Source organism: Streptomyces sp. AM6-12 (assembly GCF_044327085.1).
Classification (GTDB): Bacteria; Actinomycetota; Actinomycetes; order Streptomycetales; family Streptomycetaceae; genus Streptomyces.
Genome location: NZ_JBIQWN010000001.1, coordinates 2841565 through 2865134, shown reverse-complemented (window position 1 = coordinate 2865134; position 23570 = coordinate 2841565). Strand labels below are relative to the sequence as shown.

24 protein-coding genes are annotated in these 23570 nt (G+C 71.6%); 15 read left to right on the top strand and 9 right to left on the bottom strand.

Annotated features, from left to right (window positions below):
- Positions 1-161 precede the first annotated feature (161 nt).
- Genes ACE4Q9_RS12780 through ACE4Q9_RS12765 form a run of 4 tightly spaced genes read left to right on the top strand, consistent with a single transcriptional unit; the run spans position 162 to position 4992 of the window.
- Positions 162-1472, top strand: coding sequence for a DUF6716 putative glycosyltransferase (locus ACE4Q9_RS12780; protein WP_397984371.1), 1311 nt, complete (start codon positions 162-164; stop codon positions 1470-1472).
- Positions 1473-1489: 17 nt separating this feature from the next.
- Positions 1490-2737, top strand: a complete 1248-nt coding sequence (locus tag ACE4Q9_RS12775; protein ID WP_397984370.1) for a cytidylyltransferase domain-containing protein — start codon at positions 1490-1492, stop codon at positions 2735-2737.
- Positions 2738-2746: 9 nt separating this feature from the next.
- Complete coding sequence (locus tag ACE4Q9_RS12770) at positions 2747-3685, top strand: N-acetylneuraminate synthase family protein (RefSeq protein ID WP_397984369.1); 939 nt, start codon at positions 2747-2749, stop codon at positions 3683-3685.
- A gap of 35 nt (positions 3686-3720) precedes the next feature.
- Complete coding sequence (locus tag ACE4Q9_RS12765; RefSeq protein WP_397984368.1) at positions 3721-4992, top strand: hypothetical protein; 1272 nt, start codon at positions 3721-3723, stop codon at positions 4990-4992.
- Positions 4993-5039: 47 nt separating this feature from the next.
- On the opposite strand, the gene ACE4Q9_RS12760 is transcribed toward ACE4Q9_RS12765, so the two are convergent.
- A complete protein-coding gene (locus ACE4Q9_RS12760) occupies positions 5040-5468 on the bottom strand; it encodes a MarR family winged helix-turn-helix transcriptional regulator (protein ID WP_397984367.1) in 429 nt (142 codons plus the stop codon).
- The gene (locus ACE4Q9_RS12755; RefSeq protein WP_397984366.1) at positions 5468-5884 is read right to left on the bottom strand and encodes an SRPBCC family protein; all 417 of its coding nucleotides are present in this window, start codon (positions 5882-5884) and stop codon (positions 5468-5470) included. The genes ACE4Q9_RS12760 and ACE4Q9_RS12755 overlap by 1 nt, the downstream gene beginning before the upstream one ends.
- A 376-nt stretch (positions 5885-6260) precedes the next feature.
- On the opposite strand from ACE4Q9_RS12755, the gene ACE4Q9_RS12750 reads away from it, so the two are divergent.
- The 7 genes from ACE4Q9_RS12750 to ACE4Q9_RS12720 all read left to right on the top strand — a co-directional run bounded on the left by ACE4Q9_RS12750 (position 6261) and on the right by ACE4Q9_RS12720 (position 14877).
- A complete protein-coding gene (locus ACE4Q9_RS12750) occupies positions 6261-7490 on the top strand; it encodes an amidohydrolase (protein ID WP_397984365.1) in 1230 nt (409 codons plus the stop codon).
- Between the two features lie 397 nt (positions 7491-7887).
- The gene (locus ACE4Q9_RS12745; RefSeq protein WP_397984364.1) at positions 7888-8943 is read left to right on the top strand and encodes a BMP family protein; all 1056 of its coding nucleotides are present in this window, start codon (positions 7888-7890) and stop codon (positions 8941-8943) included.
- A 193-nt stretch (positions 8944-9136) separates the two neighbouring features.
- Entirely contained in the window at positions 9137-10696 is a 1560-nt protein-coding gene (locus ACE4Q9_RS12740; RefSeq protein ID WP_397987196.1) for an ABC transporter ATP-binding protein, read from the top strand.
- Entirely contained in the window at positions 10693-11823 is a 1131-nt protein-coding gene (locus tag ACE4Q9_RS12735; protein WP_397984363.1) for an ABC transporter permease, read from the top strand. Before ACE4Q9_RS12740 ends, ACE4Q9_RS12735 begins: the two co-directional genes overlap by 4 nt.
- A complete protein-coding gene (locus ACE4Q9_RS12730; protein ID WP_397984362.1) occupies positions 11823-13115 on the top strand; it encodes an ABC transporter permease in 1293 nt (430 codons plus the stop codon). The genes ACE4Q9_RS12735 and ACE4Q9_RS12730 overlap by 1 nt, the downstream gene beginning before the upstream one ends.
- The gene (locus ACE4Q9_RS12725) at positions 13112-13516 is read left to right on the top strand and encodes a cytidine deaminase (RefSeq protein ID WP_397984361.1); all 405 of its coding nucleotides are present in this window, start codon (positions 13112-13114) and stop codon (positions 13514-13516) included. The genes ACE4Q9_RS12730 and ACE4Q9_RS12725 overlap by 4 nt, the downstream gene beginning before the upstream one ends.
- A gap of 77 nt (positions 13517-13593) precedes the next feature.
- Complete coding sequence (locus ACE4Q9_RS12720) at positions 13594-14877, top strand: thymidine phosphorylase (RefSeq protein ID WP_397984360.1); 1284 nt, start codon at positions 13594-13596, stop codon at positions 14875-14877.
- A gap of 171 nt (positions 14878-15048) precedes the next feature.
- On the opposite strand, the gene ACE4Q9_RS12715 is transcribed toward ACE4Q9_RS12720, so the two are convergent.
- Positions 15049-15969, bottom strand: coding sequence for an AEC family transporter (locus tag ACE4Q9_RS12715; RefSeq protein ID WP_397984359.1), 921 nt, complete (start codon positions 15967-15969; stop codon positions 15049-15051).
- A 74-nt stretch (positions 15970-16043) separates the two neighbouring features.
- On the opposite strand from ACE4Q9_RS12715, the gene ACE4Q9_RS12710 reads away from it, so the two are divergent.
- Positions 16044-16430, top strand: coding sequence for an STAS domain-containing protein (locus tag ACE4Q9_RS12710; protein WP_397984358.1), 387 nt, complete (start codon positions 16044-16046; stop codon positions 16428-16430).
- Here the strand turns inward: ACE4Q9_RS12710 and ACE4Q9_RS12705 are convergent.
- The 3 genes from ACE4Q9_RS12705 to ACE4Q9_RS12695 form a co-directional block, all read right to left on the bottom strand.
- Positions 16314-17333 (bottom strand): sigma-70 family RNA polymerase sigma factor, encoded by a 1020-nt coding sequence (locus ACE4Q9_RS12705; protein ID WP_397984357.1) that lies wholly within the window; start codon positions 17331-17333, stop codon positions 16314-16316. The two genes, ACE4Q9_RS12710 and ACE4Q9_RS12705, sit on opposite strands and share 117 nt — an antisense overlap.
- A 106-nt stretch (positions 17334-17439) precedes the next feature.
- Positions 17440-17574 carry a hypothetical protein gene (locus tag ACE4Q9_RS12700; protein ID WP_397984356.1) on the bottom strand — a complete coding sequence of 45 codons (135 nt, stop codon included), beginning with the start codon at positions 17572-17574 and terminating at the stop codon, positions 17440-17442.
- Positions 17575-17622: 48 nt separating this feature from the next.
- Positions 17623-18888, bottom strand: coding sequence for an MFS transporter (locus tag ACE4Q9_RS12695; protein WP_397984355.1), 1266 nt, complete (start codon positions 18886-18888; stop codon positions 17623-17625).
- Between the two features lie 62 nt (positions 18889-18950).
- On the opposite strand from ACE4Q9_RS12695, the gene ACE4Q9_RS12690 reads away from it, so the two are divergent.
- The gene (locus tag ACE4Q9_RS12690; protein WP_397984354.1) at positions 18951-19904 is read left to right on the top strand and encodes a LysR substrate-binding domain-containing protein; all 954 of its coding nucleotides are present in this window, start codon (positions 18951-18953) and stop codon (positions 19902-19904) included.
- A 23-nt stretch (positions 19905-19927) separates the two neighbouring features.
- Here ACE4Q9_RS12690 and ACE4Q9_RS12685 read toward each other — a convergent pair whose 3' ends face one another.
- The gene (locus ACE4Q9_RS12685; RefSeq protein ID WP_397984353.1) at positions 19928-20692 is read right to left on the bottom strand and encodes an alpha/beta hydrolase; all 765 of its coding nucleotides are present in this window, start codon (positions 20690-20692) and stop codon (positions 19928-19930) included.
- 156 nt (positions 20693-20848) lie between these two features.
- Here ACE4Q9_RS12685 and ACE4Q9_RS12680 point away from each other — a divergent pair, with 156 nt between their 5' ends.
- Together ACE4Q9_RS12680 and ACE4Q9_RS12675 are read left to right on the top strand one after the other, a co-directional pair.
- The gene (locus ACE4Q9_RS12680; protein ID WP_397984352.1) at positions 20849-22036 is read left to right on the top strand and encodes an adenosine deaminase; all 1188 of its coding nucleotides are present in this window, start codon (positions 20849-20851) and stop codon (positions 22034-22036) included.
- A 143-nt stretch (positions 22037-22179) separates the two neighbouring features.
- Entirely contained in the window at positions 22180-22488 is a 309-nt protein-coding gene (locus ACE4Q9_RS12675; RefSeq protein WP_397984351.1) for an ATP-binding protein, read from the top strand.
- 103 nt (positions 22489-22591) lie between these two features.
- Here ACE4Q9_RS12675 and ACE4Q9_RS12670 read toward each other — a convergent pair whose 3' ends face one another.
- On the bottom strand, positions 22592-22795 hold the full coding sequence (locus tag ACE4Q9_RS12670) for a PspC domain-containing protein (RefSeq protein ID WP_397984350.1): 204 nt from the start codon (positions 22793-22795) through the stop codon (positions 22592-22594).
- An 87-nt stretch (positions 22796-22882) separates the two neighbouring features.
- Positions 22883-23446: a VanZ family protein gene (locus ACE4Q9_RS12665; RefSeq protein ID WP_397984349.1), complete on the bottom strand. Its 564-nt coding sequence runs from the start codon at positions 23444-23446 to the stop codon at positions 22883-22885.
- Positions 23447-23570 lie beyond the last annotated feature (124 nt).

The window sequence follows — 23570 nt, the reverse complement described above, 5'->3', positions numbered from 1 at the left end:
ACGCCTTGCTTGATACCGGGTGAATGGCACGTGGCGAAGCTGTGAACCGGGCTGTTTCCGGGGCCCGTCGCGAGCCGATTCGTCATTCGGCGATGTGCTGTTAACCGTTTGTTGCATTCCGGTTGGGCGGAACGGCGGAATCGCTTCCTAGCGTCTTGGACGTGCCAGCAAGTGCCAAGAAGTCCCTGCGGGTCGCCGTCCTCGCGGACTCCGACACCCGGTGGAAGTGGGGCGCGCTCACCGCGCGGCGACTCACTCCGGCGGCTGCCGAGGTCCGGCTCGACGGCTACCTGCTGCGCGGACGAGCCACCCCGACCGCCCGCCAGCTCCAGGAGATCGGCGTCCGCGCCGACTCCCTCAGCGAGGTCACCGGCGTCGAGTTCCTGCACACGATGCGCCAAGAGGCGTACGACATCCTGGTGCTGGCGCTCGTCGGCGGCGGGGTGCAGGCCATGCTGCACGGCCTGCGCAACGCGTGGGGCACCGGCCCCCGGCCCGTCGTCGTCACCGGCTACGTCGGCGTCGTCTTCGAGAAGCTCGCCGACGGCCTGCTGCTGAGGCACGGCGCGGACCTGGTCCTCGCCAACTCCCGCCACGACGCGGACCGGTTCCGTGCCGTGTACGAGGGGGTCGGCGCGGACGCCTGCGCGGTCACCGAGGTCGCGCTGCCCTTCCTCGGCGGGGCGCCCTACACCGGTGAACACGAGCCCTGCACCGTGGTGTTCGCGGCCCAGCCGTCCGTCCCGGACAACCGCCGTGACCGTACCTACCTCCTCGACCGCCTCATCCGGCACGCCCGCGCTCACCCCGAGCGGGAGGTACTGCTCAAGCTGCGCTCCAAGCCCGGCGAACACACCACCCACATCGAGGAGCTGCCCTACCAGAAGCTGGTCCAGGGCAGGGACGTACCCGCCAACTTCCGTCTGGTGTACGGCCACATGGGCGAGGTCCTCGACCGCACCGACCTGCTGGTCACCATCAGCTCCACGGCCGCCCTGGAGGCCCTGCACCGCCGGATCCCCACGGTCGTACTGACCGACCTCGGGGTGCGCGAGGCGCTCGGCAACCACCACTTCACCGGCTCCGGCTGCCTCGCTTCCTGGGACCAGCTCGACGCCGGCCACCGGCCCGCCCCCGACGAGGAGTGGGTGGCCCGGCAGGGGGTCGCGGCCGACGGAGGGTACGGGACCGCCTTCGACACGGCCCGCGAGCGCATCGCCAAGCTGCTCGACCGCCCCGGCGGCCTGCCGCCCCTGGCCCCCTACTACACCCCCGAGACCGCGCCCGGCTATCTGCCCGGCATCCTCGCCCGCCACCACCTCGGCCCCGACGGCGCCCCGCTGCCCGGCGCGCCCACCGCCGACAAGTCCCCCGGTCCCGTGCGCCAGATCGTGCGCCGGGCCGCGCGCGGCGCCTACCGGCACGGCGTCCAGCGGGTCGCCCCGGTGATCCGGCGGATGGGGGAGCTGTGACCTCTCAAGGAGATCGGATGTCCCACCCGGAAGCGAGCCAGGGCGCGACGGTGCGCCGGGTGCTCGCGGTGATCCCCGCCCGCGGCGGCTCCAAGGGCGTGCCCGCGAAGAACCTCGCCCCGGTCGGCGGCGTCCCGCTGGTGGCCCGCGCGGTGCGCGAGTGCCGCGCCGCCCGCCTGGTGACCGATGTCGTGGTCTCCACCGACGACCAGGCCATCGCCGCCGCCGCCCGCGAGGCCGGCGCCGAGGTGGTGCTCCGCCCGGCCGCCATCGCCGGGGACACCGCCACCTCCGAGGCCGCCGTGCTGCACGCCATGGACGCGCACGAGGCGCTGCACGGCGCGGCCGTGGACGTGGTCCTGCTCGTGCAGTGCACCAGCCCCTTCATCGCCCGCGAGGACGTGGACGGGGTGGCCGGCGCGGTGGCGGAAAACGGCGCGGACACCGCGGTGACCGTGGCGCCCTTCCACGGCTTCGTCTGGCGTGAGGCCGGGAGCGACATCGAGAGCGACACCGAGGGCGGGGGTGGCGTGGGGGTGAACCACGACAAGTCGTACCGCCCGCGCCGTCAGGACCGCCCCCAGGACTTCCTGGAGACCGGCACCGCCTACGCCATGGACGCGGCCGGTTTCCGCGAGCACGGGCACCGCTTCTTCGGCCGCACCGAACTCGTGCGCACCGACCCCGCGCGGGTCCTGGAGATCGACGACCCGCACGACCTCGCGCGGGCCCGCGCCCTCGCCCCCCTCTTCGACGCCGACCGCCCCGGCGCACTCCCCACGGCCGACGACATCGACGCGGTCGTACTCGACTTCGACGGCACCCAGACCGACGACCGGGTGCTGATCGACTCCGAAGGACGGGAACTCGTCTCCGTGCACCGCGGGGACGGACTCGGCATCGCCGCGCTGCGCAGGAGCGGCCTGCGGATGCTGATCCTGTCCACGGAACAGAACCCTGTGGTCGCCGCCCGCGCCCGGAAGCTGAGGCTCCCCGTGCTGCACGGCATCGACCGCAAGGACCTCGCCCTCAAGCAGTGGTGCGAGGAGCAGGGCATCGCGCCGGAGCGCGTGCTCTACGTCGGCAACGACGTCAACGACCTCCCGTGCTTCGCCCTCGTGGGCTGGCCGGTGGCGGTCGCGAGCGCTCACGACGTCGTACGCGGCGCCGCACGCGCGGTCACCACGCTCCCCGGCGGTGACGGCGCGATCCGAGAGATCGCCAGCTGGATCCTCGGCCCTTCTCTCGATTCCCTCCCCAAGTAAGGAACCCTGATGAGCACCAACTCCCGTCTGCGTACGTTCGGTTCGCGCGAGGTCGGCCCCGGCCGTCCCGTCTACATCTGCGGCGAGATCGGCATCAACCACAACGGTGAGCTGGAGAACGCGTTCAAGCTGATCGACGTCGCCGCCGAGGCCGGCTGCGACGCCGTCAAGTTCCAGAAGCGCACCCCCGAGATCTGCACCCCGCGCGACCAGTGGGACATCGAGCGCGACACTCCCTGGGGCCGGATGACCTACATCGACTACCGCCACCGCGTGGAGTTCGGCGAGGACGAGTACCGCCGGATCGACGAGTACTGCAAGGAGAAGGGGATCGACTGGTTCGCCTCCCCGTGGGACACCGAGGCCGTCGCCTTCCTGGAGAAGTTCGACGTGCCCGCCCACAAGGTGGCGAGCGCCTCCCTGACCGACGACGAGCTGCTGCGCGCCCTGCGCGCCACCGGCCGCTCCGTGATCCTCTCCACCGGCATGTCCACCCCGAAGCAGATCCGCCACGCGGTCGAGGTCCTCGGCTCGGACAACATCCTGATGTGCCACGCCACCTCGACCTACCCGGCGAAGGCCGAGGAGCTGAACCTCCGTGTGATCAACACGCTGGAGAAGGAGTTTCCGAACGTCCCGATCGGCTACTCCGGCCACGAGACGGGCCTGCAGACCACGCTGGCCGCCGTCGCCCTCGGCGCCACCTTCGTCGAGCGCCACATCACCCTCGACCGCGCCATGTGGGGCTCCGACCAGGCCGCCTCCGTCGAGCCGGGGGGCCTCACCCGCCTGGTGCGCGACATCCGCACCATCGAGGCCTCCCTCGGCGACGGCGTCAAGAAGGTCTACGACTCCGAGCTGGGCCCGATGAAGAAGCTGCGCCGCGTCGCCGGTGTCGTCGCCGAGGCGGAGATCGCGGCCGCGGCCGGCGAGCCGGTCACGGTGTGAATCCAGGTCACTGACGACGGGACGGTCGCACCCCGATGAGCCCCCGCACCGGCCGCACCGGCCACCCCACCCGCACGCTCGCCTTCGTGGAGAGCCCGGTCCAGCTGCTCAACGTCCTGGAGTGGGCACATCTGCACGGGCTGCGCGGCGCGGACCCCGACCCGGGACCGGGCGGCGGCTCCCGGCGGGCGGACGGCTCCCGGCCGGGGAGCGGGGAGCCGGGGGGCGCGGCCGTGCCGCCGGGCGGGACCCCGGAGCCGCGCCCGGCTCCGGAGCCGGGCCCGCTCCCCTCCGTACCCGCGCAGGTACGGCGGACGGTGGCCGGCCAGGCACCGTCCCCGGCGGGCGCGGACCTCACGCTCGTCGTCCTCGCCCCGACCGACCCCATGACCCGGGGCCAGCTGCGCCGGATGGCCGACCTGGCGCGGGACGAGGGCCACCGGGTGCGCTGGGAGGAGGCCCGCGGCGGCCCGGCCGCGCCCTTCGCCACCATCGGCGGCCTCACGGGACTGCTGCGCCGCGCCGACCGCGTGGTGATGGGCGACCCCTTCTCCCGCTACGTCCAGCTCTTGCTGACCATCACACGGGCGCGGGACCTGGTGGTGGTGGACGACGGCACCGCCACGATGGAGTTCGTCGCCCAACTCGCCCGCGGGGAACGCCTGGTGCGCTGGCACCGCAAGGGCGGCCGCCGCGGCCCCCGCGACCTGGTCTTCGCGCCGGTCTCCTCCTCCGCGCGCCGCCGGCTGACCCCCAGCGCGCACCGCCGGGTGGAGGTCTTCTCCTCCATGCCGGTGCACGAGACCCCCGAGGGCGTCACGGTCACCGCCAACGACTTCTCCTGGACCCGGACCCGTTTCGGGCCGCCGCGCATCACCAAGGGCGCCGACATGGTGGGCACGTCCCTGGTGGAGACGGGTGTGGTCGACGGCGACTCCTACCTGGACGCCGTCCGCACCCTGGCCAAGGCCCACGGCACCACCCGCTACTTCGCCCACCGCCGCGAGAGCACCGAGAAACTCCACCGGCTGGCCAAGGAGACGGGCCTGGAGATCGTCCGCCCCGACCTCCCGCTGGAACTGATCGCCCGCCGCGGCCCCATCGGCCGTACGATCCTCAGCTTCCCCTCCACCGTCGTCCACACCCTCCCGCTGGCCCTGGCCGGCACCGGCGTCCGCGTCGCGGTGTGCGACATCGACCCGACCTGGCTCACCGAAACCGCCTCCCCCCGCGCCCAGGGCTTCCTGTCTGGCGTGACAGGAACCGCCCGCGACGTCCACCGCCTGCCCTCGGTGAGCCTGGCGTAGAACCGCGGACCTGTCGCGGGGATGGCCCGGTTGTCTGTGAGGGTGCTTCAGGATTCGGGACGAGCCAGGCGGCCGAGCAGGGAGACGGCCTCGTCGAGGGGCACCGGCTGGAAGAATCGCGCGTCGGCGCGCTCGACGGCGGCAATCGCGCGTGGGGCCAGGTCGGCGCCGGCGTCGGTGACGCGCAGTCGTTTGGCGCGGGTGTCGGCCGGGTCGACTTCACGCTCGATGAGTCCTTTGTGTTCCAGGGTGCGTAGTACCTGGGAGGTCATCTTGACGTCGGTGCCGGCTTGGCGGGCGAGAGTCAGCTGGTTGGGATGCTCGCCCTGGGCGTTGAGCCACCAGGCGCAGGCGAGCAGCACGAACTGCACATGGGTGAGATCGAGTGGGGCCAGAGCCGTGGAGATGTCGCGCTGCCAGCGCAGGGTGGCATGCCACAGCAGGAATCCGGGGCTGTCGCCGGGGCTGAGGGGCATCAGCTCTGAGCCAGCTTGACCAGCGCGGCCATCGTGTCGGGCCAGTCGGCGGTGACGGCCGGGCCGATCCGCGGTCCGGCCTCGTCGGCGCCGGTACCGGTGATCTCCATCCGGTACACCACCCGGATCCGGTCTTGGCCGATCCGGTCGATCCGGTGGGTGGTGCGCAGCAGCAGGCCGTCGAAGTCGGCCTCGTCGACGAACAGTTCGCCTTCGACTGCCTCGGCGATGCGCAGCAGTACCGGGTCGTCCCCGGGCGGTGTCATCGTGATCTGCGTGCCCGCCGTGAACGGGCCGCTTATCTCGATCTTCTCGATCTCGGCGTTCCAGGTGCCCCAGTTCTCGACGTCGGCCCAGAGCCGCCAGATCGCCTCGGGGGTGGCGCTGGTCTCGATGCTGTGCTCGTACTCCCACATGGGTGATCTCCTCGGTTAGATGATCTCAGATGATCTATAAGCAGATTATCTGTGCGGAGACTATCCGTCCAGCGGTGCGCTGCGTGAGCTGGACGAGGAGCTGAAGGAGAGTGCCGGGAAGGGTGACTTCGGGGTGGGCGGCGCGGAGGCGACCCTAGTGGCTGCGGGCCGAGTGGAGGTCCGGTTCGTGGACATGACGAGCGTGACTCGACCGAGGCGTGGTATGCGTGGAAGAAGAGAAAAGTGGTTTTACCCATCACAGTCCACAGTCATGCGTCCAGCGGTCAGATTTTCTTCCCCTAACGGGCTGAACTTTTGTTGATCCAGGGGCAGTTGGCCCGCCGGGCGTCCTACCCTTCAGAGGGTGAAGCAATTGATGTCCCTAGAGTCCGAGTCCGGCCTCGCGGGGGATGCGCTCCCCGGCGTGCTGAGCGAGTCCCTGCACGCCGAACTGGTCGCGTTCCGGCGCGACTTGCACATGCACCCCGAGCTGGGCAACCAGGAGTTCCGTACCACCGCCGCGATCAAGGAGCGGCTGGAGAAGGCCGGGCTGCGCCCCCGCGTCCTCGCCACCGGAACCGGACTCGTGTGCGACATCGGCCTGAAAGAGGGGGAGCGGCCCGGTGTACCGCTGCTCGCGCTGCGCGCCGACATCGACGCGCTGCCGATCCCGGACACGAAGAGTGACTGCCCGTACCGCTCCACCGTGCCCGACCGCGCGCACGCCTGCGGACACGACATGCACACCACCGTCGTGCTCGGCACCGGCCTGGTCCTCGCCGACCTGCACGCGAAGGGGCTGCTCGGCCGCCCGGTACGGCTGATCTTCCAGCCCGCGGAGGAGGTACTGCCCGGCGGTGCCCTCAGCGCCATCGAGGACGGCGTCCTCAACGGGGTCGGGCGGATCCTCGCCTTGCACTGCGACCCCCGCGTCGACGCCGGCCGCATCGGACTGCGGCACGGCCCCATCACCAGCGCCTGCGACCGGCTTGAGGTCCTCCTGGACGGACCCGGCGGCCACACCGCGCGCCCGCACCTGACCACCGACCTGGTCACCGCCGCCGCCCGCGTCGCCGTCGACGTCCCCGCGCTGATCGCCCGCCGCGTCGACACCCGTGTCGGCCTCGCCCTCACCTGGGGCCGTATCGAGTCCGGCCACGCCCCGAACGTCGTACCGCAGCACGCCGAGCTGGCCGGCACCGTGCGCTGCCTGGACCTGGAGGCCTGGCGGCAGGCGCCCGACATCGTGCACGCGGCCATCGACGAGGTCGCCACCATGCACCGGGCCAAGTCCGAGATCAACTACGTACGAGGGGTGCCCCCCGTCGTCAACGACAAGGGCTCCGCCGATCTGCTGCGCCGCGCGATGGCCGCCCGCCGGGGCCGGGACGCCGTCGAGAGCACCGAGCAGAGCCTCGGCGGCGAGGACTTCTCCTGGTACCTGGAGCACGTGCCCGGCGCCATGGCCCGGCTCGGCGTGCGCCGCCCCGGCGAGCGCACCGCGCGCGACCTGCACCAGGGCGACTTCGACGCCGACGAGGACGCCATCACGGTCGGCGTGGAGATGTTCACGGCCGCGGCGTTCCTGGAGGAGAACGACGGCTGACGGCGCCCGGAGGGCGGGGGCGGGGGCTCGGGGGCTTCTCCCGGTGACGCCCGCCACCCCGCCGTACCCGCCCCACCGCACCCCCCGGCGCCGTACCCGCGCCACCCCCTCCCATCGGCGCTGCCCCCTAGCCTCTCCCCCTCCCCCCGGCGCCGCCCCTTAGCCTCTCCCTCTCCCTCGCGCAACACCCCCGCAAGCCAATCGTTCGCTGGGCGCAACAGCCCGGTGGGAGGACTCGGAGAACGTGTTCAGACACTGTTTGCCTCGAATCGATAACGGCTTCGAGAGAGGGTTTTTTGCGACATCTACGCGCGTTACGATGCCGCGAAGCCGTCGCCGCCGGGGTGTTCGGCTCAAGCGCCGACATGGCGCTCAGGTCAGGTGAAGGAGCCTTCCCGTGCGCCGGGTAGCCAAGCTTTCCGCTGCGTGTCTTGCCACCGCAGCCCTCGCCCTTTCCGCCACCGCGTGTGGCAAGACGTCCTCCGAAGACGCCGGCTCGACCCCCTCGGGCAGCGCCAAGGGCGGCATCAAGATCGGTCTCGCCTACGACGTCGGCGGCCGTGGTGACCGGTCCTTCAACGACTCCGCCGCGCGCGGTGCCGACAAGGCCGAGAAGCAGTTCGGCGGCTCCATCAAGGAGCTGACCGCGAAGACGTCGGACACCCCCGCCGACCGGGTGCAGCGCCTCACCGACCTGGCCCAGGCCGGCTACAGCCCGATCATCGCCGTGGGTTACACCTACGCGCCCGCCGTGCAGCAGGTCGCCAAGCAGTTCCCGAAGACCTCCTTCGGCATCGTCGACTCGGTCGTGGACGGCAAGAACGTCAACAGCATCACGTTCACCGAGGAGCAGGGCTCCTACCTCGCCGGTGTCGCCGCCGCGATGAAGACCAAGAAGAACCACGTCGGCTTCATCGGCGGTGTCGACACCCCGCTGATCAAGAAGTTCGAGGCCGGTTACGTGCAGGGCGTGCACGACACCAACCCCAAGGTGAAGGTCGACGTCCAGTACCTGACCCACGGCCAGGACACCTCCGGCTTCTCCAGCCCGGACAAGGGCCAGCAGGCCGCGCAGGGCATGCTCGACAACGGCACCGACGTCATCTACACCGCGGCCGGCTCCTCCGGCACCGGCGCGATCGAGGCCGTGAACGGCGTCAAGGGCGCCTGGGCGATCGGCGTGGACTCGGACCAGTACAACATTCCGGGCATGGCGAAGTACAAGAGCTCGATCCTGACCTCCATGGTCAAGAACGTCGACGTCGGTGTCTTCGACTTCATCCAGTCCGTCAAGAACGGCAAGCCGCTCGCGGGCAACAACGTGTACTCCCTCGCCAAGGGCGGTGTCTCCCTGGCCACCAGCGGTGGCTACCTGAAGGACATCCAGCCCAAGCTGGACGCCGCGAAGCAGAAGATCGTCGACGGCAAGATCAAGGTCAAGACCACCCCTTGATCCCACCTGAGTGACAGGTAAGGGTCCGGCCCGTCCGGACCCCGGCTCGGCGCGGGGGGGCCGTTCGCGCTCCCTTCGCCGAGCCATAACAATGTGTCAACTCTACGCGTGTAGCTACGAGTTGCCGCGCTAGCGTCGCCGACGCCTGCCCTCCCTCCCCTTACGCAGCCCCTTTCCCCGAGGAGAGTGCGCCATCAACGCGTCCAGCCCTCCCGCTGCCGTCGAACTGCGCGGCATCACCAAGCGCTTCCCCGGCGTCGTCGCCAACCGCGACATCGACATCACCGTCGCCAAGGGCACCGTCCACGCCCTGTGCGGTGAGAACGGCGCCGGCAAGTCCACCCTGATGAAGATCCTCTACGGCATGCAGCAGCCGGACGAGGGCACCATCACGATCGACGGCGAGCAGGTCGTCCTGCACAACCCCGCCGACGCGATCGCCCGCGGCATCGGCATGGTGCACCAGCACTTCATGCTCGCCGACAACCTCACCGTCCTGGAGAACGTCGTCCTCGGCGCGGAGAAGCTCCACGGCATCGGCGGCAAGGCCCGCGCGAAGATCAAGGAGATCTCCGACGCGTACGGCCTGAACGTGCGCCCCGACGTCCTCGTCGAGGAGCTGGGCGTCGCCGACCGCCAGCGCGTGGAGATCCTCAAGGTCCTCTACCGCGGCGCCAGGACGCTCATCCTGGACGAGCCGACCGCCGTGCTCGTGCCCCAGGAGGTCGACGCCCTCTTCGACAACCTGCGCGAGCTGAAGGCCGAGGGCCTCACGGTCATCTTCATCTCCCACAAGCTGGGCGAGGTGCTGTCCGTCGCCGACGAGATCACCGTCATCCGGCGCGGTACGACGGTCGGCACCGCCGAGCCGGCCTCCACCACCCCCCGCCAGCTCGCCGAGATGATGGTCGGCAGCGAACTGCCCACCCCGGTGACCGAGGAGTCCACGGTCACCGACATCCCGATGCTCACCATCGAGGGGCTGCACCTGAGCCAGACCGACCTCGACGGCGTCGAGCGCGTCATCCTCGACCAGATCGCCCTGACCATCCACAAGGGGGAGATCCTCGGCATCGCCGGCGTGGAGGGCAACGGCCAGTCCGAGCTGGTCGAGGCCATCATGGGGATGCGCACCCCGGACGCCGGGACGATCACCCTCGACGGCGCCGACATCTCGCAGCGCGCCACCCGGCAGCGCCGCGAGGCAGGCATCGGGTACATCCCCGAGGACCGCCACCGCCACGGCCTCCTGCTGGAAGCCCCGCTGTGGGAGAACCGCATCCTCGGCCACGTCACGGAGAAGCCCAACTCCCGCGGCGGCCTGCTGGACACCAAGGGCGCCCGCGCCGACACCGAGCGGATCGTGGCGTCGTACGACGTCCGCACCCCCGGCATCGACGTCACCGCGGCCTCGCTGTCCGGCGGCAACCAGCAGAAACTGATCGTCGGCCGCGAGATGAGCCACGCCCCCAAGCTGCTGATCGCCGCCCACCCCACGCGCGGTGTGGACGTCGGCGCGCAGGCGGCCATCTGGGACCACATCCGCGAGGCCCGCCGCGAGGGCCTGGCCGTGCTGCTGATCTCCGCCGACCTGGACGAGCTGATCGGCCTGTCCGACACCCTGCGGGTGATGTACCGCGGCCGCCTGGTCGCCGACGCCGACCCCGCCACCATCACCCCCGAGGAGCTGGGCTCCGCCATGACGGGTGCGGCCACCGGCCACCTGGAGCACGCAGAGGACGACGCCCGATGAACAAGCTGACCTCACGGATCGACAAGGAGCGGCTGCTCCTCGGGATCGCGGCGCCGCTGCTCGCGATCGTCGCCGCGCTCGTCATCACCGCCCTGGTGATCCTCGCGACCGGCAAGAACCCCGGCCCCGCCTTCAGCGACATGATGACCTACGGCTTCGCCAGCGACAGCCAGGTCTACATCCTCAACAAGGCGTCCACGTACTACCTCGCGGGCATCTCGGTGGCCATCGGCTTCCGGATGAACCTGTTCAACATCGGCGTCGACGGCCAGTACCGGCTCGCCGCGTTCTTCGCCGCCGTCCTCGGCGGGGCGCTGACGCTGCCGGGCTGGCTCTCCATGCTGCTCATCCTCATCTGCGCGATGGCGACCGGTGCGGTGTGGGCGGCCATCGCCGGTGTGCTCAAGGTGACCCGCGGCGTCAGCGAGGTCATCTCCACGATCATGCTGAACTCGATCGCCACCGCGATCATCGGCTACCTGCTCCAGCCCGGAAAGCTGGCGCAGCTCTACCAGGGCGGCACCGTCGTCGCCACCAAGCCGCTCCCGTCGGCCTCGCACTTCTTCCTGATCAACACCGGTCCGGGCGGCGATCTGGACGGCTTCATCGTCGTCGCCGCGATCGTCGGCGTCGCCTACTGGTTCGTCCTCGGCCGCACCCGCTTCGGCTACGACCTGCGCACCGTCGGCCAGTCCGAGAGCGCGGCCACCGCGAGCGGTGTCTCGGTGAAGAAGATGGTCGTCACCAGCATGATCATCTCGGGTGCCGCGGCCGGTCTGATCGGCATGCCGACCCTGCTCAACGAGAGCTACCAGTACAGCAGCGACTTCCCGACCGGCATCGCCTTCACCGGCATCGCCATCGCCCTGCTCGGCCGCAACAACCCGATCGGCATCGCGCTCGGCGCCCTGCTGTGGGGCTTCCTGGAGCGCACCACCAACCACCTGGAGTTCCAGGGCTACGACAAGGAGATCCTCGGCGTGATCCAGGGCGTCATCGTCCTGTGCGTCGTGATCGCCTACGAGGTCGTACGCCGCTACGGCCTCAAGCGCCAGCAGCAGAAGGTCGGCGCCGAACTCGCCGCCCAGGCCGCCGCCGCCCCGAAGAAGAAGCTGGAGGTGGCGTGATGACTGCCACGATGACCGACGCGCCGCCGCCGGCTGCGCCCAAGGCTCCGGGCGCCGCCGCGCCCAAGGGTTCGAGCCGCTCGCTCGGCCAGATCCTGGTGCTCGTCGCGGGCGCGCTGCTGCTCCTGGCCGCGGTCCGGATGATCACCGGCTCGCAGGACCTGGACTCCGCGGGCCAGGTCAGCGCCGCCCTCGGGCTCGCCGTGCCGATCGGCCTCGCCGGTCTCGCCGGTCTGTGGTCGGAGCGGGCCGGCGTGGTCAACATCGGCCTCGAGGGCATGATGATCCTCGGCACCTTCGGCGCCGGCTGGGCCGGCTGGCAGACCAGCCCCTGGCTCGGCCTGCTGTGCGGCATCGGCTTCGGCGTCCTCGGCGGCCTGGTGCACGCGGTCGCCACCATCACCTTCGGCGTCGACCACATCGTCTCCGGTGTCGCGCTCAACCTGCTCGCGCTCGGTGCCACCCAGTACCTCGCCAAGCTGAGCTTCACCAGCGGCGCCGCCTCCAACGCGGGCGGCAACCCCAAGCAGTCCCCGCCCGTGAACGCCCTGCCGGACGTCACCGTTCCGGGTCTGTCCGACGGCCTCCAGTCGCTGGAGCAGCACCACTGGTTCCTGGTCTCCGACCTGGCCGGCATCCTCGGCGGCCTGGTCACCCACCTGTCCGTGGTGACCGTGCTGGCCGCGGTGCTGTTCGTGGGCAGCTGGTGGCTGCTGTGGCGCACCCCCTTCGGGCTGCGGCTGCGCTCCTGCGGCGAGAACCCGGTCGCGGCGGAGTCGCTCGGCGTCAACGTCTACACGTACAAGTACGCGGCCGTGGCCGTCTCCGGCGGTCTGGCCGGCCTCGGCGGCGCCTTCCTCGCGCTGGTCACCTCGCACACCTACCTGGAGGACCAGACCGGCGGCCGCGGCTACATCGGCCTCGCCGCGATGATCTTCGGCAACTGGCGTCCCGGCGGCCTCGCCATGGGCGCGGGCCTGTTCGGCTACTCCGACGCCCTCCAGCTGCGCAACGGCGGTACGACCGTGCACGCGCTGCTGCTCCTGCTGGTCGTGCTGCTCGTCGCCCTGGCCGCCTGGAAGGTGTACCGCAAGGCCGCGTGGCACGGCGCGATCAGCCTGGTCGTGGCGGCGGTCGTCATGGTCTGGTACCTGTTCACCGACGAGGTGCCGAGCGACTTCGTGGGCGCCACGCCGTACGTCGTCACGCTGCTGGTGCTGTCGCTGTCCGCGCAGCGCCTGCGGATGCCGAAGGCGGACGGCATGCGGTACCGGAAGGGCCAGGGCAAGTGACCGAGAACGCGGCCGGTTTCGACTGGGAGGCGCTGCGCGCCGAGGCGCGGGAGGCGATGGCGCACGCCTACGCCCCCTACTCCGGCTACCCGGTCGGCGTGGCGGCCCTGGTCGACGACGGCCGCACCGTCACCGGCTGCAATGTCGAGAACGCCTCGTACGGCCTGGGCCTGTGCGCCGAGTGCGGCCTGGTGTCGCAGCTCCAGCGCACCGGCGGCGGTCGCCTGACGCACTTCACCTGCGTGGACGGCGAGGGCGCGCTGCTCGTGCCGTGCGGGCGCTGCCGTCAGCTTTTGTACGAGTTCGGCGGCCCGGAGCTCCTCCTGGACACCCCCGCGGGCGTCCTGCCGCTGTCCGAGATGCTGCCCCAGGCCTTCGGCCCGGACCATCTCACCAAGTAACTCCCGTACGGCCCTCCTGCCGCGCCGCGCGCAGGGGGGCCGTACTCCTTGCACCTCCCGGAAGGAAGCCACCAGCCATGGCCATGGACGCCATCTCCGTCATCCGCACCAAGCGGGACCGCGGCGAGCTGACCGACGCGCAGATCGACTGGGTCATCGACGCCTACACCCGTGGCGAGGTCGCCGACGAGCAGATGTCCGCGCTCGCCATGGCGATCCTGCTCAACGGCATGAACCGGCGCGAGATCGCCCGCTGGACGGCGGCCATGATCGCCTCCGGCGAGCGCATGGACTTCTCCACCCTGTCCCGCCCGACCGCCGACAAGCACTCCACCGGCGGCGTCGGCGACAAGATCACCCTGCCGCTGGCCCCGCTGGTCGCGGCCTGCGGCGCGGCCGTGCCGCAGCTGTCCGGCCGGGGTCTCGGCCACACCGGCGGCACCCTGGACAAGCTGGAGTCCATCCCCGGCTGGCGCGCGCTGCTCTCCAACGAGGAGATGCTGAGCGTGCTCGACGGCGTCGGCGCGGTGATCTGCGCGGCGGGCGACGGCCTCGCCCCCGCGGACAAGAAGCTGTACGCCCTGCGCGATGTCACCGCCACGGTCGAGGCGATCCCGCTGATCGCCTCCTCGATCATGTCCAAGAAGATCGCCGAGGGCACGGGCTCGCTGGTGCTGGACGTGAAGGTCGGCACCGGCGCGTTCATGAAGAACCTGGACGACGCCCGCGAGCTGGCCTCCACGATGGTCGGCCTGGGCACGGACCACGGTGTGCGTACGGTCGCCCTGCTCACCGACATGTCCACCCCGCTCGGCCGCACCGCGGGCAACGCGCTGGAGGTCCGCGAGTCGGTGGAGGTCCTCGCGGGCGGCGGCCCGGCGGACGTGGTCGAGCTGACCCTCGCGCTGGCGCGGGAGATGCTGGACGCGGCGGGCCTGAAGGACGCGGACCCGGCTAAGGCGCTGGCCGACGGCTCGGCGATGGACGCCTGGCGCCGGATGATCGCGGCCCAGGGCGGCGACCCGGACGCGCCGCTGCCCACCTCCCGCGAGCAGCACGTGATCACCGCCCCGTCCTCGGGTGTCCTGACCCGTCTGGACGCCTACGACATCGGCATCGGCGCCTGGCGCCTCGGCGCCGGCCGCGCCCGCAAGGAGGACCCGGTGCAGGCCGCCGCGGGCATCGAACTGCACGCCAAGCCGGGCGACACGGTCACCGCGGGCCAGCCCCTGCTGACCCTCCACACGGACACCCCCGAGCGCTTCGACTACGCCCTGGAGGCGGTGTCCGGCTCCTACGACATCGCCCCCGAGGGCACGTCCTTCACGGCGACGCCGGTCGTGCTGGAGCGCATCGCCTGACCTGCGGTTTCCTCGTACGGATTGAACGGGACCGGCGGAACACAGCCGGTCCCGTTCGGCGTGTGCGACGGGCTCATGCACCGCTTCATGGTCTGGCTCAGGCTCATGGACGGGTCCGGGGGTGCCCGCCCGCTTCCCGTTCCCGCCCGCCGTGTCCGCCGGCCGGGCGGATCACCCCAGGAGCGCGGCCACCCCCACCAGTACCGGCACCGACACCACCGTCGACAGGAGGATCGACTCGCGGGCCAGGGACTGGGCGACGTGGTAGCGGCTGGCGTAGGTGAAGAGGTTCTGGGCGGCGGGGAGGGCGGAGGTGACGACGACGTCGAGGAGGGGGGCGCCGTGCAGGCCGAAGACGCAGGTGGCGAGGGCCCAGGCGATCAGCGGCTGGCCCAGGGACTTCAACGCCACCGAGAGCAGCACGAGTTGACGGTCCTGGCCGCGCCAGGGCGCCGCGCTGCCGTGCAGGGACATGCCGAAGGCCAGCAGCGCCGCGGGGACGGACATGTCGCCGATCAGGGTGAGCGGGTCCAGCACCGGGCCGGGCAGCTTCCAGCCCGCCGCCGCGACCACCACCCCGGACAGCGAGCCCACCGCGATCGGATTGCGCAGTGGGGTCAGCAGCCGCTGCCCGAGCGTGCCCTTCTCGTCCGTGCCGGACAGGTCGAGGACGGTGAGCGCGACCGGCGTGACCAGGACGACCTGGAAGAGGAGCACCGGCGCCACGAGGGACGCGTCGCCCAGCACGTACGCCGCGATGGGGATGCCGAGGTTGCCCGAGTTGACGTAACCGGAGCACAGCGCGCCGATCGTCGTACGGCCCACACCCCACCGGCGTACCACCCCCGCCGCCACGAAGACCGCCGAGACCGCCGCCGTGCTCAGCGCCGTCACCAGCAGGCGGGCGGAGAACAGCACCGACAGGTCGGCCCTGGCCAGGGTGGTGAACAGCAGCGCGGGACCGGCCACCATGAACGCCAGCCGGGTCAGCACCTCCATGCCCTGCGCCCCGAGCGTTCCGCGCCGCCCCAGTACGTAGCCCACCCCGATGACGATCGCGATCACCGCGAACCCGCTCAGTACCCCCGTCACGGCCTCAACCCTCCAGGGTGGGGGAGGAGTTGGTCAATGTGACGCGTGTGATACCGGTGGCGGTGCGATGAGTTGTGCTCGCGGCGGCCGTCTACCTTTCCGTGGACGCCGAGGAACCCCCTGTGCTGGTGCTGCCCGGAGCCGTCGAGCGCGACGGGATACCGGCGCTCTGCGACGCCGTGCGGTCCGCACTGGCGCACACCGGCGCGGGCGCCCGTGTCGTCCTCTGTGACACGGGCGCGTTCGGGCCGCCGGGGCTCGTCCACGTGGACCTGCTGGCCCGCCTCGAACTGGCCGCCCGCCGTGGTGGCGGCCGGATCCGGCTGCGCGCCCCCGCCCCCGGGCTACTCGCGCTCCTCACCCTCGCCGGACTCCGCTTCCCGGTGGAGGGGCAGCCCGAAGAGGGGGAACCAGCGCCGGGTGTCGAGGAAGCAGTGGAAGCCGGTGATCCGGCCCTCTGACAGCTCCAGCACCTGCACCGCCCACGGGCCGAAGCCGCCGTTCTCCGGGTCCGGCTTGTAGTGCGCGAAGGCGGGCAGCCCGTTGGCCCGCACCGGCACCAGCCGGGAACCGGCGCAGGAGGCACCGATGGTGCTCATGAAACCGGTGATGTCGGCCGGGCCGCGAAGCCACAGGTCGAACGGCGGCATCGTCATGACCGCGTCCTCGTGCAGCAACGCCGTCAGCGCCGCCATGTCGTACCCCTCGAACGCCCGCACATAGCGCTCCAGGAGCTTTTGCTGCTCCGCGTCCAGCGGATCGGACACCTCGCCCCCGGCCCCCGCGTCCGCCGCCGCCCGCTCGGCGAGGGTGGACCGCGCCCGCTGCAACGCGCTGTTGACCGAGGCGACCGAGGTGTCCAGCAGCTCCGCGACCTCGCTCGCCTTCCAGGCCAGCACCTCGCGCAGGATCAGCACCGCCCGCTGCTTGGGCGGCAGCCGCTGGAGCGCCGCCATGAACGCCAGCCGGATCGACTCCTTGGCCACCGCCGCCTCCGCCGGATCCGCCACCGCGGGCAGCACCCGCGCGTCCGGCACCGGCTCCAGCCAGGTGTGATCCGGGCGCGGGGACAGCGCCGCCCGCGCGAGCGGGGTCGCGTCGGTCAGATCCATCGGCCGGGCCCGTCTGCTGCCCGCGGCCAGCATGTCCAGGCACACGTTCGTCGCGATCCGGTACAGCCACGAGCGCAACGAGGAGCGCCCCTCGAACCGCTGGTGCCCGCGCCAGGCCCGCACCAGGGTGTCCTGCACCGCGTCCTCCGCCTCGAAGGACGAGCCGAGCATCCGGTAGCAGTACCCGGTCAGCTCGGTCCGGTGTTCCTCCAGCGCGGCGTCGATCCCCGCCGCCGCCCTCGCGTCACCCATCGCCCACCCACCCCTGTGGCCGTCCTGTGCGCGCCTTCGCGCCCCGGCACTCCGCAAGCTACCGCAGCCCACTGACAACGACCGCCGGAGCAAGAAAGCGACCGGATCAGACCAGTTGCTTCACGGACATGAGCAGACACGGATGATCCGCCGCACCGACACCACTCAGCAGCACCCGCTGCTCCGCGCCGATCATCTCGAACCGCAGCCGGGAACAGCCGAAGGAGGCCACCGCGTCCACTGACAACCGGCCCCGGCCAGGGGGGACGCGCTGATCCGCGGCGAGGTGCTAGGCCGTGACCGGCTCCCGGCGGGCCGCGCGGGAGCCCAGGAGTGTGATGGTGACGACGCCCAGGACGGCGAGGAGGCCGACGGTCACGGTGCCCGGCCAGCCGTTCGCGTGGAAGGCGAGGGCGCCGACCGTGGAGCCGATGCTGGAGCCGATGTAGTAGGCGGACTGGTAGAGCGCGGAGGCCTGGGCGCGGCCGTGGGTGGCGGTCTTGCTGACCGCCGAGGAGGCGACCGCGTGGCCCGCGAAGAAGCCCGCGGTGATCAGCACCAGGCCGAGCAGGACGAGGGGGAGGGAGGAGGCGAGGGAGAGGAGCAGGCCCGCCGTCGTCGTGCCGCCCGCCAGGTACAGCGCGCCGCGGCGACCGAGCCGGCCCACCAGGCGGCCCGCCGTGGACGCCGAGACCGTGCCCACCAGGTAGACCAGGAAGATCGAGCCCACGATGCCCTGCGGCAGCCCGAACGGCGCGCCGGTCAGCCGGTAGCCGATCACCGTGTACACGCCGCCGAACACCGTCATGAAGAGCGCGCCGATCGCGTACAGGCGGCGCAGCAGCGGGTCGGAGAGGTGGGTGCGGACCGTGCCCAGCAGCACGCGCGGGCGCAGCGAGCCCGCCGTGAAGTGCCGGGGCGCGGGGAGCAGCAGCCGGAACGCCACCGCGCACCCGACCGCGATCACCCCGATCACGCCGACCGACACCCGCCAGCCCCACATCTGCGCCACCCAGCCGGTGATCACCCGGCCGCTCATCCCGCCGACGCTGTTGCCCGCGACGAACAGGCCGATCGCCGTGACCAGCGCCCGCGGGCGCACCTCCTCGGCCAGGTACGCCTGCGCCGAGGCGGGCAGCCCGGCGAGGGCCGCGCCCTGCACCGCGCGCAGCGCGACCAGCGCGCCGATCGACGGCGCGAAGGGCACCAGCAGGCCGACGGCCACCGCGACCGCGAGCGAGGCCGTCATCACCGTACGCCGCCCGAAGCGCTCCGACAGGGCGCTCATCGGCAGCACGAACAGCGCGAGCCCGCCGGTCGCGGCCGCCACCGTCCAGCTCGCCTCGCTCGCCGCGACCCCGAAGTCGTCGGAGATCAGCGGCAGCAGGGCCTGGGTGGAGTAGAGCAGGGCGAAGGTCGCGACCCCGGCGAGGAAGAGGGCGAAGCTCATCCGGCGGTAGCCGGGGCCGCCAGGGGTCAGCCGGGAGTCGGAGGAGGTGATGACGGGGGACGCGGCGTCCAGGGTGGTGGACGCCCCGGTACTGGCGGGAGACATGCTTCGACCCTAAGGACGCCCTTCTCATCCGTCCAATGCATGGAATCGCCATAATCGTTTCCATGGAGCATCAGCAGAGGTCACAGAAGCGGCTGTCACCATCCAGTGACAGAGAAGACATGGCGCTGTTGCTCGCGCCCCGCCTCGCCTACTTCGCCGGGGTGGCCCGCAACGAGCACGTCACCCGCGCCGCCGGGGAGCTGAACGTCCCGCAGTCCACCCTTTCCCGCGCGATGGCCCGCCTCGAGCATGACCTCGGTGTCGAGCTGTTCGCCCGCCGCGGCCGCACCCTCGTCCTCACCACCGCCGGCCGCACCTTCCTCGCCTCCGTCGAACGCGCCCTCGGCGAGGTGGAACGCGCCGCCGAGGAGGTCCGCGCCGACGCCGACCCCGCCACGGGCAAGGTCGCCTTCGGCTTCCTGCACACCATGGGCGCCGAGACCGTGCCCGGACTGCTCGGGGCCTTCCGCGCCGAGCACCCGCGCATCCGCTTCAGCCTGGTCCAGAACTACGGCGAGGCCATGCTGGAGGGCATGCGCGCCGGCCGCCTCGACCTCTGCCTGACCTCGCCCGTCCCGGACGCCCCCGACCTCGTCGCCCGCCGCCTGGACGAGCAGAAGCTCCGTCTCGTCGTCCCCGCCGACCACCGGCTCGCGGCCCGCCGCCGGATCCGGCTGGCCGAGGCGGCCGAGGAGAACTTCGTGACGCTGGAGCCCGGTTACGGCCTGCGGCGCATCACCGACGCCCTGTGCCGCGAGGCCGGGTTCGCGCCCCGGATCGCCTTCGAGGGGGAGGAGGCCGAGACACTGCGGGGCCTGGTCGCGGCCGGTCTCGGGGTCGCGCTGCTGCCGCCGCCGACGGTGCCGAGGCCGGGGGTGGTGGAACTGACCGTCACCGCGCCGCGCGCCGTCCGCGAGATCGGCGTCGCCTGGCCGGCCGGCCGCCCGGACACCCCGCCGGTCGCCGCCTTCAAGAAGTTCCTGCTGTCGAGGCGGGGAAACCTGCTTCCTTCCTGAACACCCTTGCCGGGCCCGGTGGTTCAGCGCCGCCGCAGCGACTTGCCGAACCCCACCGCCAGCGGCATCCGCAGCCCGATCGGGGGCGGCGCCGCCAGCGCGTCCTCGACCGGCCGGGAGAACGGGTGCCCGAACAGCGCGCCCCGCACGAAGTCGGCGGCCAGGCACTCCACTTCGTCCCGGTGGCCGCCCAGCCGGTGCCCGTCCGAGTGCACCTCGAACCGGCACACCTCCCGGTTCACCTTCTTCGCCCGCGCCGCGAGCCGGAACGACAGCTCCGGATCACTGCGCTCGTCGTTCGTGCCGTGCACGATCAGCACCCGCCGCCCCACCAACTGCTTCACCGGCTCGACGGGCGCGGCCACATCCTCCTCCGGCAGCCAAGGCGCCAGCGACACCACCGAGTTGACGGCCTCGTGCCCGCCCGCCCGCAGCGCCGCCCGGCCGCCCATCCCGACGCCGACCAGGCACACCGGCACATCTCCGTACCGCCGCACGATCTCGTCGGCCGCCCACTCGGCGTCGGCGGCCAGATGCGCCTCGCTGCCGTTCCACCCGCGGTAGCGGTAGCGGACGGTGTGTACGGCCAGCCCCTCGCCCTTCGCCGCACGGACGAGCCGCCGGCCCAGCGAGCGCACGAACACCGCCGGCCCCACCGGGGACGGCCTGCGCGCGGAGACCTCCTGCCCGCCGGGGAGCAACAGCACCGCCCCGCACACCGATTCCGGCCCCGGCCCGACCACCCTGCCCAGCCCGGCCGTCCGGACCGGCGTCGCTTGCTGTCCCATGACAGAACAGTGTCAGAAGCGGCGGTGTACGAAACCCGTACTGGCGGTCACCGTTGGGTCTCGGCGCAAAGGAGACGGAAAGCGGACGGAAAACGTCCCGCCATGTCCGGGTACGGACTCGGCGATCTCTACGCGCGTAGGCGTTACAGTGCGGAAATGACGAGCCAGACTGCACCGAAGGGGCCCGTCCCGGCGAACGTGCCGGGGCAGGTGCCGACGCCGGACCAGATCCGCCGGGCGCCCAAGGTTCTGCTGCACGATCACCTCGACGGCGGGCTCCGGCCCGGCACCGTCGTCGAACTCGCCCGTGAGTCCGGATATGCGGAGCTTCCCGAATCCGACCCCGGCAAGCTCGGGATCTGGTTCCGCGAAGCCGCCGACTCCGGGTCGCTGGAGCGCTATCTGGAGACTTTCCGGCACACCGTCGGCGTGATGCAGACCCGCGAGGCGCTGGTCCGGGTCGCCCGCGAGTGCGCCGAGGACCTCGCCGGGGACGGGGTGGTCTACGCCGAGGTGCGGTACGCCCCCGAGCAGCACCTGGAGCAGGGGCTGACCCTGGAGGAGGTCGTCGAGGCCGTCGACGAGGGCTTCCGGCAGGGCGAGCGGCTCGCTCGGGAGAACGGCCACCGGATCCGGGTCGGCGCCCTGCTCACCGCGATGCGGCACGCGGCCCGCTCCCTGGAGATCGCCGAACTCGCCAACCGCTACCGGGACTCCGGCGTCGTCGGCTTCGACATCGCCGGCGCCGAGGCCGGGCACCCGCCCACCCGGCACCTGGACGCCTTCGAGTACCTCAAGCGCGAGAACAACCACTTCACCATCCACGCCGGAGAAGCCTTCGGACTGCCCTCCATCTGGCAGGCGTTGCAGTGGTGCGGCGCCGACCGGCTCGGGCACGGGGTGCGGATCATCGACGACATCGAGGTACGCCCCGATGGGTCGGTACGGCTCGGGCGGCTCGCGTCGTACGTCCGGGACAAGCGGATCCCGCTGGAGCTGTGCCCCAGCTCCAACCTCCAGACGGGGGCCGCGACCTCCTACGCCGAGCATCCGATCGGCCTGCTGCGCAAGCTTCTGTTCCGGGCCACGGTTAATACCGACAATCGGCTTATGTCGCACACCAGCATGAGCCAGGAGTTCGAGCATCTTGTCGACGCGTTCGGGTACACGCTCGACGACCTCCAATGGTTCTCTGTCAATGGGATGAAATCAGCGTTCATTCCTTTCGATGAACGACTTGCGTTGATCAATGACGTCATCAAGCCCGGATATGCCGAACTGAAATCCGAATGGCTGTTTAGGTCCACCGCTCCCACCAGCGGTTCTGCGGAAGCCGAGGGGTAGGTCGCCGTCGCTCTCGATACGGAATGCGGACGCGCTTTCACGAGGTGTCCGCATTTCGGAGTTTGCGGGCCGGGGCGCGGCGCGTTTACGGTCATGGACCGCTCCTGAAGTTTTCCGTCTCCGCATTCAAGGACGCATTCACCATGAAGCAGTCTGCCGTCAAGACCCTCGGTGTCGCCGCCCTCGGTGCCGCCTTCGCCGCCGTCGGCGCCGGCGCCGCCAACGCGGCCCCCGCCGCGCCCGACGCCACGCAGGTCACCAAGGCACTGCCGGGGGCCGTCGGGGCGCTCACCCAGGGGCAGGGCGCCGTCGCCTCCGGAGTGAGCGCCGCGAAGCCCGCCGTACAGCGGGTGCTCGCGCAGGGGCCGACCGGGCTGCTCGGCGGACTGCCGCTCGGCAGCACGGGCCTGCCCACGCACGGCATGGGCGTCAACGGGATCCCGCTCGGCTGACGCGGCCCTCCGGCAGGCGCCGTCCTCGGACCCGGACCGCCGGGGCGTTCCGGGCCCGACCGGGGCGCCCCGGCGGCGTGCTGCGTCGCCGGGGCCACCGGGGTCACCAGCCGGTGGCGCGGGCCTTGTCCTCGGACGGCAGCAGGATCCACAGGGCTATGTAGAGCAGGAACTGGGGGCCCGGCAGCAGGCAGGACAGCACGAAGATCACGCGCATCGTGGTCGCGGAGGTGCCGAAGCGGCGGGCCAGCCCCGCGCACACTCCGCCGATCATGCGGCCGTGGGTGGGTCGGGCAAGGGCGGTCATGACGCATCCTCCGTGGTCGTCGTGGTCGTCGGTCGACGCGATCAGCTGTCTACGACGATACGGACACGAAGGGGACGAAGCGTCACTCTAAGGAGCGATTCCGACCCTGGGAATCGTCGGGGTGCGTCCCTGAGAAAGCCCCTCCTGGAAGGGGGCCGGCTCCGCCTCCAGCCGCTCACGCAACCGTTCCCACCTGCGCAGACGTGCACGGGCCGCGGGCACGACCAGCAGATGGGCCAGGATCACCCCGGCCGTGTTCAGCAGCAGCGAGTCGACGTCCACCACCCGGCCGGGCACCCCGGTCTGGAGCAGGGCGATGCCGAGCGAGATCAGGCTGGCCGCGGCGGCGGTGCGCAGCAGCGAGGCGAGCGGGGAGACGGTCAGCCGCCCGTGGGCCATCGGCAGCAGCACCCCGAGCGGCGCGAGCAGCGCGAGCCCCTCACCGAGCGGCTTCACCGCGCCCGGCCACCCCAGCGCCAGGTCGGCGCGGATACCGGCCAGCGGGCGCAGGTTCGGTGGCGTCACCCAGGGGACGTCCAGCGGCCGCAGCATCAGCCAGGCGACGAAGATGAGGTGGGCGAGGAGGAGGATGCCTCCTGCCGTCCGGACGCGGATGGCGGCGATGCCGCCGAAGTCCCCTTGACCCTGCACGCCCCCCAAGACGCGCGGGCGCGCACGATCGGTTCCGCATCGGGCACGAGGCGGCCCTCGAACGTCCGGACGACCGGCCCGAAGAAACGGGCGGCGCCCCCGTTCACCGGGTGGGACGACCGGT